We start from the raw sequence: 12,772 nt of genomic DNA on the forward strand, positions 1-12,772 counted from the left end.
AGCACGTTCCTACCAGAGATTCACCACGAAGATTTCACACACCTTCCTTCAATTCATTTGCTCGCCGTACAGCTTCCTGCACTTGCCCTGCAGCGAAATGCCGAATATCCCAAAGAAGCGCGGCCACGTCCGCATTCCGCTCCGAAGTTTTGCATCTTTCCACTGCTCGCTGCACACCAGTCATTACGCTTAGGGTCTCAATCGGAATGCCGAGCACAGCGGAAAATCCACTGAGGATTTCGGCATCAAGCTCCTTGGCGCCACGACCCACTGCTCCGATTGTTGCAGCCGATAGATGGACACCGGACATCAGGTACATCACCTTTGCCGCCGAGGACCATCCCAGATTGCGGAGCCCAAGCATCCGAACAAGCAGCGACCCGAAACCCGGTGGGTAACTCTCAAAAGCGGGGACATCCCTCGAATGGGAATCCATCGGCAAATCATTCACCGATTGCACAAAATCACGAAGTTGCCGCCTACTGGAGGTAGACAAGGAGAGCGCCAGACGAACCAGTTGCGGAAGTTCACGCTGAGAGGCCTTATCAAAAGCCAATGCACTATCCGGAACGGTCAGGCCCGCAACAAGGAATAGGTCGTACTTGCGCATACCTACACCATCCGCAAGCCGACAAATATACGCCTCATCCTTCAGATCCTCCATGGAGAACGCAGGAAATCTCCTCCCATCCTCCCGGATAACAGGTTCCTGAACTTCCAGAAGGCGCCCCAGGAGCACCTCAGGACTAGGGTAAGAAGAAATATCCATCGCCACCTCTTGTTGCAGTTTCTAAAAGCTGTTGGGGGTAGCCAAACTAAGCTACCCCCAACATTATGCGCCGGTTTCAGCGCCCCGGCGGTCCAGCGTAATAGTCCCAGGCGCTGTCAGCGAAGTCCCAACCATGACGCTGAAAGGCCCCCCGCGTGACGTCGAGCAATCGATTCGATCCCGGTGAATCTGTCGGACGGTAGTGCCCAGAGAAGTTATCGACCCTGGAAATCGAGCCATCTGCGCCCACATCAAACGTGCCAGCCATCAGAACACCCTTACCATCCCCTAGTGAGGTGTGTCCGGCGTCCGGATTGAGCTCCCACATTTCTTCGTTCTGCATGGCACGCAGGGAACCATCCTGACGAACAATGAAATGATACTCCCCCGGCTCGAGGGTTGCTCCACGTGGAATTCCAGCGCCCGCCGGAAGGGATCCTTGAGGGTGGTTGTCGACGCCTTCTCGACCCGGCTCCCACAGCTTGTCGCAGTTATGGACCAAGATGGGGTTAGCGCCCGCTAGTACGTAGTACGTATGAATGTCGCGAACGGTCAGGTCATGCGCTGCTTGTGTGCGCTCGAAGTGGCGCACAGCCGTGACTTCCAGCTCTTGACCCGTAGCCGACTGCAGCGTCATGCCCTGCTTGACATCGGAGGCATTGACCCACGCGCGCTCACTGGGTGACCACATGGGGTGATGGCCTGTCGCTGTAAGGCGATCTCCCTTGGTCCCGACCGTGATAGTGGTGAACTGGCGATCATTAGGGGTGAGGAAGGTGGCGTCGACCTTCCCCCTGGTTGTCTTGTTCGTCTTGGGGTCTGCGGCTAGGACTTCATTGCCGATCTCTACTTCTTCGATCGGCTTAGTTGTCCCATCGGCCATCAGGACGAGGGAGCCCTTGGGAAACGAGTGGGCACAGTCCCCCGGGCGTGCTTTAGGCTTTCCTGTCGAAACTCTCCCGCCGCCGCCTCGGAGTCCAAAGAACCCGATGGATCCTCCGGTCATGCCACTTATCTGACCGAACTTATACATCTCGTTGCGCAGGTCACACACAGCCTGCCACTCACCAGGGGCACAAGGAAGGTCAGGGATGTCCGTAGTCGAAGGTCCTTCTCGGCGCGTAATATCACCTCCACATCCTGACCCCATGGCATAAACACATACGCCATTGACGTAAGGGGCGCCATTCTTGGTTACTATTTCACCCTTGGGCTTCGGCTTCTTCGGCGGAATCACCTTTGCATAGACAGTGAAAGAGCGGTTTTGATCACGGAAGTCGACCCGCTGCACCTTCACTACACCGGATTTATTCGGCTTGGAAATAATGGTGTATTGCCAGTTTCCCGGGCCGCCGCTCCAGGATTCGCGTGAGCCGTCGGTGCAGCGCCCGCTACAAGCTCCATCCGGACGCTGCCCACTAGGGTCGCTCAGCGTCATCGGGTTGTTATTGGCGTAGACGTATCCGTTGAGTGACTGGACGTCCTGGGGTGCCAGTACCGGGTCGACGCTGATGAAGCGGCCGGTGTCCGGGTCGTACTCACGTGCTCCGAGGTGGGTCAGATCGGTGGGGTCCATCGTGCCGCCGATGAAACCGCGGGTGCCGGCCCAGTCGGTTGGCGCGCTGCCCCGGATCTTCCCGAACGGTGTCATGCGGCGTTGATCGACGGTGGCGCCGGAGGCGTCGATGTCGAGAGTGCCGGTGTTGTGATGGTCGGTGACCTGGAAAGAGACGTTGTTGCTGTCAGTCCGGACGGCCGTGGCCGCGCCGAGTTCGTAGTACCGCGTGGCGGTGGGCTTGGTAGCCCCCTTGGCGAGTTTGAGTTCCGTGGATCCCAGGTGGAGTGTGGTGCTCTCCGCGGTGGGGTTGGCCGTGTCGAGGGTGTGGGTGAGGAGTCTGCTGCCGTCTGCGGCGTAGACGTAGTCGGTTGCCTCTGTGGTGGTAACGGTGGTGGAACCGCTGAGTTTCTTGACGGTGTCCGTGACCTTGGTGAGGTTGCCTTCCGCGTTCCAGGTCAGGATCTGGTCGCTTGTGGTACCGGTTTCAGGGGCTCGGTGGCGTTCGGTGGTGTTGCCTGCATCGTCGTACTTGTACGACTCAGTGACTGGGGTGCCGACGCCGCCTGTGAGGGTGCTGGTTCCCAGAAGGGAGTGCGGCCGGGCTGCCCCACCGGTCGGATAGGTGTAGGTACGAACCTTGTCAGCGGTGGTAGTGCCGGACGGATCGTGCTGCGTTTCGGTATTACGGGTTCCGTCGGTGTTGTAGGTCCAGCTGGTCCAGTACGGTGCGGGGCCGCCGAGTGTGGTCTCTGCGGAGGGTTCGGCTGGGCAAATGGGGGATGCGGGAGTGAATGCTTCGGTCAGGCGTGCGAGGTGATCGTAGGTGAAGCACTGAGTGTCCTGGCCGTAGCGAGAGATGTCGCTGAGTGTGGTGACGTTGCCGACCTCGTCGTAGGTATAGGCGGTGGCGCGTTCGGCGCCGTTGCCACCTTCGAGGTCCGTGCGTGTCCCGGACAGGCGCTGGGTTCCGAATTCCCAAGCGTTGGTAGTCCAGATGCTTTTGCCGCCGGCGTTGAGTGTGGACTGCAGGGGCTTTCCGGTGAGGCTGTAGGTCTGCTTGCCCAGGTACCCGGAGAGGTTGCTGCTGGCTGTGACGGGGCGGTGCAGGTTGTCGTATGTGAAGGCGAGTGATTCGGCGGCAAGGTTTCCTGCAGCCGGGTAGGCGACGGACCTCACTGTGCCGTCAAGGTTGTATGCAGTGCCCGTGATGTAGCTGCCAGCGAGGGCTTCCTGCCCGGGGATGGAGGGGACGGTGAGGGTTGTGCGTGTAGGCCGGTAGAGGGCGTCGTAGATGTTGGCGGTTGTCTTGTACTGATAGGTAGTGGTACCGAGGGTGATGTAGCGGGTGGAGCTGCCGGCCATGCCCTTGTTTCCTGCGGGGTCCCAGGTCTGGGACGTCAGGAGAGGACCGGTAATACTGCCCTCGCGTGATTCGATCTGGCGCGAGAGATTGTCGTATGCGTAGGCGACGGTCTTGGTGTTGCCGTCCGTTGTACTGGTCAGCTCACCCTTGTCGTTGTACTTCTTGATGGTGGTGCCTGCGTCGGGATCGGTAGAAGCAACCTGGTGACCAAGCTGGTCGTAGGTCCATTCCCAGACATTCTTCGAGGGGTCCGTGAGCTTGATGAGCTGGCCGGATGGGTCGTACTCGTAGGTGGTGCTGTCGGCTGGTCCCTCAGGTTCGGTGCCGTGGTACTCCTTGAGGAGAATCACGCGGCCGGTTGAGTCGGCTATCGAGGTCCTGGTGGTGCCGCCCTTGGGCGGAATTACCGTAACGCGGTCGCCGCCGTAGATGGTGCGAGTAATGGAAAGGGTCTTGCTGCCGACGCCATTGCCAGCGAGTTGGGTGACTTTAGTCTGGCGGCTCAGGCCATCGTATTCCGTGGTGGTCTGGGATTCGACGCCCGTGGTGTCTTCCAGCTTGAACAGTTGCCCTGAAGGGGATCCGGTCGCGTAATAGGGAGCGTGGGTACGTTCTACGTTGCCACGGGCGTCGTAGAAGGTGTCCGTGAGGATCTTTCCGTTGCTGTCACCGGGAGTTTGCGTCTGGCGTGGCCGCCCGAATCCGTCGTAGAGGGTGAAGCCTGATGTCTGGGATCCGTCGTTGTTGAGCGTGAGCGTTTCGACGGATTGAATATCGCTTGTGGGGGTTTGATAGCGGTATTCGACGTTCGGGGTTTGCCCGCTGGTCTTGGAGCGGTCGGGCTTCCAGAGCTTGAGTTGCCGGCCGAGCGCGTCGTAGGTGGCATCGGTGCGCAGGTTGTTGGCGTCGGTCTCGGTGGTGGGGAGGCCACGCAGGGTGTCCAGCGTGGTGGTGGTGGTGTGTGTCGATGCAGCTACTCCCACGGTTGCGGGAGGTGTGGTGGTAACAACCTTGGTAGGTCGGCCGGTGGCAGGGGTGTAGCCGGTGGTGGTGGTTCTGGCGCCGCTGTTGGCGGTAGTGACGGGGGTTGCTGACTCGTTGGTCGGGTCGAAGAGGGTGGTGGATGCGAGGGCTGTGGTGGTCAGCGGGCGGCCGTAGATGTCGAAGGTTGCTGCGTTGTCGAGGTAGGTGGCCTTGTTCCCGGAGCGGTGCTTGAGCGTTTCGACCAGGGTGGGCAGGCCCTTGGTGGGTGCTGCGCCGTAGGCCTTGCCGTCGTAGCGGGTGCGGGTGTCGGAGATGACCGCAGAGGTGCCGTCGGCGCGGGTGTCACGATTGACAGCCGTGGCACAGTTGGCGGCGACAGTTTCGGTGTGGATAGGGGTGTTGAGGATCCGGGGGCTGGTGTCCTCAGGGTAGGTCGTCCGTGTGCACTGATCGTCGGTCGCTACGGTTACGTCGCCGAACTGTTCGGTCTGTGTGGCGCGACCGAACCCGTCGAAGACGGTCTCGGATCGGACCTCTCGCCACTCGGCTCCGGCACCGTTGTCGAGCGAGGTGAAGGTGCGTGCGACTTCGGTACCGGTGAGGTTGGCTGTAGTGGTGCCCCAGTCCCGGACGCGGGATGCTGTCTGTTTCTTCCAGGGCTTGTTGACGGCCTTGTTGAGGATCTTGCCGTTCGGGAACGGGACGTCATATGCCTCGGTGCGGTATTCAAAGCCGGCCCACGCGGGGTCGTCGACGAGGGTGCCGCCTTCTCCGTCAGCGAAGGAGATGTCTCGTGTCTTGGTCTTGTCCGCGGGGTCGCTGCGGTCTCCGTCCATGCCGCGGAGGAACCAGTGATCCGTTTGGGAGGACATCTCAAGGACGGAACCGGTCTGGACTCGGGTGTGGTTGTAGCCGCGCCACTGTGACCAGGTCTTGAGCTTCTCCTTGGTCAGGCCGTCATCGTCGTCAAAGTGCCAGGCAGGGGTCCCCAGGTAGGTGTATCGGGTAACCATGTCGGCCGACTTGCCGGTGCGGTCGGTGGCGAGCACGGCATCGACGACGTACTTGTTGAACCACTCGTCCGTGATCGGGCTCTCGTTGCTGGCCTGATACTTCTGGGGGTAGCAGCGTGTGGTGTTGCTCTGTGGTGTGGGCAGGCTGGCCCAGGTACAGGACGCACCGGAGTAGTTGATGTCGAGCTGGCCGCCGCCCTCGTCATCGATGGTGCCGAGCCGTTCCTTGACGAACGGCGCGCGGCCGTCACCGGTCTTGTCCAGGCGGTTGGTGAGCTGTGTATAGGTGAGGGTCGTTGCAGGCAGACTCACCGGAGTGGGACCGGCAAGACCCGTGCGTTCGATCGATTCGAGGAGCAGCTGGTAATCGGAGTCAGCGGTGCCCCACTTGTGCTTCAGTGTCCAGGAGTCGATGTCCTTGTAAGTCCCATCCGCCTGCAGCGTTTGCGTCTTGATCTGAGCGAGCCGGGTGCGGGTGAAGAACGTCGGGGAGAGACGGCCCGCGTTGCAGTCGGTGCCGGCCTTGCAGTTCATGTCCCAGGGCGTGTCGTACCAGTACTGGCGGTTGATATCGATCTTCGCTGGGTCGCACAAGCCGGTGGTCGTTTCGAGGCAGCGCTCGGCGGGGGTGAAGTTGACCTTGGCCATCGGCTTGACGGTGGCAGAGTAGATGTCGCTCTGCTGCTGGCCATACTCGATGTGGTCGAGGGTTCCACCACGCACGTAGGGGGTGTCGTCGGCGGCGGTGAGGTAGCGGCCGTAGGAGTTGGCTTCCTGGGCGTACCAGTAGGTGATGTCGTTGCCCTTGGCGTCGACCACCATGTCGAGGTTCCAGCGCCATCCTTGCTGGCACCAGGACGTCTTGATGTCGGAGGTGTTGCAGGGCTCGCCGGTGTTGTTGCCGTAGACCGGGACAGTGAAGACGGATTTGGTTTCCGGCTTTCCAGTGGCCCAGTTAGTCAGACGGTTGTAGCCGAAGTAGTAGGTGGTGCCCTCGGGGGTGACGGCGGTGAAGTACTCGCCGTCGTTGTCGTCGTTGCCGCGGGCCATGTCTTTGGTACGTGTGACCTTGGTGCCATCATCCCCCTTGATCCGCCATTCGTCCTTCGCGACGGGGATCAGTTCGCCGGCGTGGCCGTCGAAGCTGATGGTGGCGTTGTCGTAGGCCCAGCACAGGTCGCCGATAGCGACGCCGTCCTTCTTCACACCTTCATCGGCGCAGGGCTTATAGGAACGTTCGACGAAGCCCGGGGAGATGTCGAAGCCGTCGCCGGCCCAGGAGGCTTGGTTGTTGCTGTTGACAGTGCGGCCGTCGAGTGAGGCTGAGGAGTAGGACATTGACACGTTTGGTGTCAGGTCCCCCGGTGTGGAAGGTACTTCTATGCCGTACGACCATGAAAAGGCGCCGGTGTTGAGAGCAGTACTCCACGTAGCGGAGGAGCCCAGCGTACTGCCCTTGAAGTCTCCGGACAGGCTGGATGTTCCCGAAACGGCGGCAAGGACAGTCGCGCCTGCCGCGGCGGCGGTCAGCTGCGTCTGCAGACCCTCGAGAGCGGCCGGCGGGATGGATACGGCGTCGGCTGTGAGCGTCTCGGCTTCGGTGTTGTTACTGCCCGGAAGCGGAGTCTGCGTGCGGCACTCGGGCTTCTCAGGTGTGGTGAGCGCGCAGGCTGGAAGCTGAACCAGGCGCAGGCGGGAGCCGTAGCCGCCGCCTGCGGCTCGGGCGAATCCGCTGTAGTCAAGGGTGACCTTGGTCTTGAGCGGGTCGGTCTTGGTGCCTGCAGTCGCGTTGTCGAGAGCGAGCAGGACGCCGTCGATGCCTGTCCGCTTGGCGGTGGACCGGTCGAAGAAGCGGAGGTCTGCCTTCGCCGCGGTCGTCTGCTGCAGCCCCTTGCGGGCCGTGTTCTTGTGCAGGGTCGGGGCAGCGAAGGTAACGGGGCTTGGAGGTTTGCCGGGCGTGCCTGCGGTTCTGTTCGGGGCCGGCAGTTCCACGCGTAGCGTCCCGGCGGCTGGCCACTTCGTTGCCGGCCTGGGTGCGGGGGGCCGGTAGTCCACGCGGCGCGGTTTCGGCGTGGCGGTGGTCCCCTTTACCGGCCGCTCGTGCGAGGTGGCGTTGGGCCGGTTGTCATCGGCTTGGGCTGGGGAGACCGCTGTCGGCAGGCCTTGGATGAGCGTCCCGAGCAGGATCCCGCTCATGACGACGGATACGCGGGCGAGTCCGCGTCTCCGTATTGCCTTGTGTCGCTGCATAGAAAGGAACTTCCAGGAGGGTTTGGGTACGTTGCGAGGCTGGCGAATGCAGCCTTCGTCTTTGGCAAGGGACGGGGAGCAGTGTCGCGGCGCCCCGTCCCGGATAGTGGGTGTGAATTCTGCGTGGGGTGGGTCTTGCGTCCACCCCACGCAGGAACCGGTGAAGGGGCTATGGTCCCGTTGCCGTGTCGAGTTCGATGTTCGGGTCGGCGAGGGTAATGACCTGGGCGGGGCTGAGGATGCCCTGGTAGATCCACACGTCATCGATTTCGCCAGAGAAGTACGAACCCCATGCACCGTTAGCGATGTTGCGGCCGAACTGGACCTGGTTGCTTGCGACAAACGGCTGTACCGCCGTAGCCCAGGAGACGTGATCGGTGCACGTGCCGCTTGGGGCGTCGTCGGGGCAGAGTTGGTTCTCGAGGGACCCGTTGACGTAGAGGGAGAGCTGATCGGCGAATCCGTCGTAGACCACAGCGAGGTGGTTCCAGGTCCCCATGCGGATGCTGCCGTCGTAGGTGTGTTCCGCGCTTGTTCGGGTCGACTCGGTTCCGTCTTCCGAGGTGACGCTCACCTTCCACTGTCCGACAGGCTCCCCCGCAACCGTGCTGATGTAGTCCCAGCCCACCTCGATGGCACTCTGCTTCGCCCCTGCGATTGAGAGAACGGTCATGTCTCGCGTGGGGGAAATGGATGCGGTCGCGGCCCAGGCGGTGACACTGAAACTCTGCCCCGTATACACGGGCATCCGCGTTGTGGCTGCGTAGTCGTCGGTGCCGTCAAGTATCAGGCTCCCTGTGGCGAGGTAACCTCCGCCCGAGTTGATCTGAGCACCGCTGTATAGAACGGCCGGCTCGGCCGGCACTGATTCGTCAGGAGAGGTGAGAGGGGTGCCGGAAGCTTCATTGAACTTCCAGCGTCCGCCGACCTGCGGGCGCTGCTTGACCAGGAGCTTCGCTTCATCCGCGGTGACGACCCGGTCGTAGACGCGAACATCATCGATGTCTCCGCCCAGGAACTCGGCGTTGGTACCGGCACGATTGACTGCGCCGAGCTGCAGGCCTCCAGGGCTTGCCCATGGCTTGACTTGGGTGTATGCGGTCTCGCTCACTTGGTATCCGTTGACGAAGAGCCGTAGCTTTCCGGTCTTCGCGTCAGATACTCCCAGCAGGTGTGTCCACTCGTTGTTGGGTTGCCCAAAGCACGGCGCTCCTGCCACTGGGCCGGTGCACACCGGTTGTTGGGTTGTGATGAGAGTGGCCGACGCAGCGTCTTCCGTGTAGCGGCCGAACTTCCACTTTTTGTCGGCGGCGGAGTAGTAGAGGGAGAACTCGTTCTGGTTCACGCCGTTCTGAGTTGCAATCATTCTGGGTCGGATGTCGCCCGCGGCGGGGGTGGGGATGCGAACCCAGGTGGACACAGCGAAACTTCGGGTTCCGTCCACCTGCGGACGCGTGGTACGGGCGTAGTCGTCGACACCGTCAAAGCGGGCAGCCTTGCCAGCAATACCGCTCACTGCGGTGGCCACGCCACCGTACAAAGTAGCGTCTGCCGTCTCGGAGCGCCCGGTCATGGTGCTGCCGGAATCGTTGAGATCCCACACGGCCTTGGCAGGCAAGCCTGTGGTGACCGGCCGGCCCTGGGCTGCTTCGCTTAGCTCGGAACTTGACAGAGCTCGGTCCCAGACTGCGATGTCGTCAATCGATCCGTCCCACGGGTCACACAACTTCCCGGCATACTGCATGCCGCCGAACATCATCTTGCCGCGAGCAGACCACATCGTGACGTTCGTGGCAGGAGTGCCCGGCACTCCGTCGACATAGATTGTCAACGTCTTGGCAGAGGCGTTGTAGACACCGGCAAGGTGCGTCCATTTGTCGACGACCACAGTGGCCGAGGATGTTGAGTTGTACCACGTGCTGTCCGAGGCCGAGCTGTCCGTGGAGGGGGCCTTAATCGCCCACTTGGCGCCGATGGCGCCCAGGGTGATCGAGTGGCGCTGGCCAAGCTGCGCGAGTGCGGCAGACGCTACGGGGTTGATGGATTTCGGCTTGACCCACGCAGACATGGTGAAGCTGCGATTGGTCTCAAGGACCGCGCGATCTGTGTCGAAGTGGCCAGCAGGCTTCCCATACAGTGCCACGGCGTTGCCGCTGTACCCTTCCACTCCAGGGGTCGCGTCATTGAGGCTGGCGTCCGCTCCGATCAATGCACTTGAGTCAAAAGTGGCGTCGAAGGTGCCTCCGACAGAGGCCAGTGCGCCAGCGTTAGCAGCGTCATCCATCGACCAGCCTGCGCGCTGAGGGTGACCGCCCCAGACATTGAAGTAGTACGGCTCAGATTGAGTTGCGTTACCCGCGTTGTCGATCGCCTTCACCGAGATCATGTGCGGCCCGGCTGTCTGCATGAGCAGGGTGACGGTTCGTGCGCCGCCGCCCGTCGTCGCTATCTCATTGTTCGCGGAAGCATCGGTGTCGAATCCATACTGATACTTGACGACGTCAGTGGATGTGCTGTCGATGACGAATGTGCCGTACTTGCCGACTCCATCGGTCCAGGGAAGCGAGTCCTGCATATCGTGGCTACCAGGGTAGTCGTCGGAAGTTACCGATGGGCCAGCAGGGAACGTCGTGTCCACATGGAAGTAGCAGTCGGTTTGTGTGTTGCCGGCCGAGCTCCACAAACCCCATTCGGCTCCGTCCCAGCCGCGGACCTCCCATCCCACCGTCTTGTTCTTGGGCACGCTCGTAGGGAGCGTTACAGAGAACGGTGAGCCCGAGTTTTTGAAGCTTGATGCGGCAGGTGCCGTGCCTTCGGCCCCGGTGGACCACCATCGGCGCTTGAAGCCCGTCCCGTCACCCGCGTCCCAGGCCGCCGCGAACTGTGCACCTACCTTCTCGAGGTCAGGGTCGGTCAGGGTCGCTGTGATCTGTGGCATGCGATTGATCTTCAGTACCGATGACGAGCAGATCGAGCCCGGCGACATGGTGAGCTTCGACATAGCGGCCTGATGCGGCGGAAGGTTGTACCTGACACTCAGGCTTGCATCGTCGGTGAACCGCTTCCAGGCGTCAGCGCCCGAGGCCGACTCGTTCTCGGCCCTCAAGCCGAAGGTGATGCTGGTACCAGTTCCGTTGACGATCCGCTGGACAGCGTCCTTCACCGCCCCTGTGGTTCCACCGAACTCCAGATTTCCGGCTGGACAGGTACCGCTCCAGCCCTTGGCCGCGTTCACAGTCTGCAGGCGGGTGTCCCAGAACGTGTCGCTAGAGGAGTTGTTCCAGGTCGTGCCAGAGCCGATACCTCCCGTCAGATAGAGCTGAACCGGTCGCGCCGTGCAGTTGTAAGAGTGCGACTCCCACACGCTGAACTCGGCTGACAGAATGTGCTTCCCATCAAACTTGCTCGTCACCGGAATGCGGTAGAGAACACGCTTGACATCTGCGGTGGAGCAACGTGGCGAGGCGCAGTAGCCAGTACCGAAATCAGGTACGTAGGTGCTGTTGTAGGTGAATTTGTAGTATGGCTGGGAGGGGTACGCCTGTGAGATGCCGGCCCAAGCGGAGGCGTGAGGCGTGTCCATGGCCGGGTCGATGTGAACCGGGTAAACGGTGTCCGGGTCGTTCAGAAGCGCCTGCGAGGGAGTGAGCAGCAGGGCCTGCTCCTCTCCGGCCGACTGACCATCGGTCGTCACTTCTACACCCACGGTTGCTGCATGTGCTTCGTTCTCGGACTCGATGTCAGCGGTCAGGGACATGGTGGCGGGCTGCGGATTGCCCACCTGGGCAAGTTCGTTGCCCGGGCCCTCCTTGGCGGCTTGTGACGAGTCGTACATCATCGGCTTCGGGGCGGCGAAGACTGTGCCGCCTGCTGCCGTGTCGCTGGCCTCGATCGAGCCGTCGGCGTTCTCGCGAAGGGATAGCCCATCGGTGTTCAAGCCCAGCCTGAGCGTTTGGAGTTCGGGATTGGCAGCTGCCTCCCTGGTCTTGACGACCAGGATCTGGTTGTAGCCAGTGCGGGTGGCGGTCATCTTCAGATCGACGCCGGGCAGCACCGAGGAATAGAGCGCGCTGTCCCCCTGAAGTTGCGGCTCAGGAAGGGGCTTGGGCCAGGACAGTTCGAAGACCTTGCCCGCCCGCGTCATACGGACCAGGGGGTCGTCGCCGCCGCCAGAGAAGGCCAGGCCCGGCAGGACCGCCTTGGGTTCCACCATGCCGTCGGGCGCCGCCTGCAGCGTGGTGTCCACGCCGACCCAGTGGCCATCCTTTCGCGTCCGGACTGGCTGCACATGAGTGACCGACTCCAGCATCCCGTCAGGACGCGCCGTCACCTCACTGAACTCGTCCCGCATCGAGGGAACATCAACCGGCTGCCCTCGGTCCTTGGCTTCCCGGAGCGCGATACTCTCAGGCGTATCGGCAGCCGGCTGGCTGCCATCGGTGCCTGTTTGCTCGACGTCTGTCGAGACCACCGCCGCAGCCGGTGCGATACCTGCCACGACTCCTGCCCCTGTGAGCATGATTGCGGACAGAACTGCTGAACTCGCATGTCGAACTTTTGTTCGACGCGCACGATATGAGCGCACGAACGCCCCCCACTTCCCCCCGTACTGCGTATTTCTTGAAGTGAATGAAATGGTCCAGACAACAGCGTGTCAACGTCCATGACCTGCGAGTATCCGCCTCGAGATAGGGTACAGATCCGACATCTGTGATCGACTGCCATGGGCGAAGCGGACAGTTGCCTCACCTCTACGTGATGAAAAGCACAGGTTCTTGAGCGCAGTCGGGAACTACTCGCCTACAAGGGAAGGCGGCTGGCTGGACGTCCGGACC

At 61.8% G+C, this 12,772-nt stretch carries 3 protein-coding genes; all 3 read right to left on the minus strand.

The window, feature by feature from the left end; all coding sequences use genetic code 11:
• Positions 1–34 precede the first annotated feature (34 nt).
• On the minus strand, positions 35–664 hold the full coding sequence (locus ACFYX3_RS41675) for a hypothetical protein (protein ID WP_389025320.1): 630 nt from the start codon (positions 662–664) through the stop codon (positions 35–37).
• Positions 665–845: 181 nt separating this feature from the next.
• Positions 846–7,679: an RHS repeat-associated core domain-containing protein gene (locus ACFYX3_RS41680; protein WP_389025322.1), complete on the minus strand. Its 6,834-nt coding sequence runs from the start codon at positions 7,677–7,679 to the stop codon at positions 846–848.
• Between the two features lie 427 nt (positions 7,680–8,106).
• Positions 8,107–12,435: a LamG-like jellyroll fold domain-containing protein gene (locus ACFYX3_RS41685; RefSeq protein WP_389025324.1), complete on the minus strand. Its 4,329-nt coding sequence runs from the start codon at positions 12,433–12,435 to the stop codon at positions 8,107–8,109.
• Positions 12,436–12,772 lie beyond the last annotated feature (337 nt).

This window comes from Streptomyces sp. NPDC002463 (genome assembly GCF_042889835.1).
Lineage (GTDB): Bacteria > Actinomycetota > Actinomycetes > Streptomycetales > Streptomycetaceae > Streptomyces > Streptomyces nymphaeiformis.

What these genes read in the sequence shown, in the direction of transcription:
- ACFYX3_RS41675 (WP_389025320.1), bottom strand. Translation starts at nt 664, where the DNA reads ATGGAGGATCTGAAGGATGAGGCGTATATTTGTCGGCTTGCGGATGGT.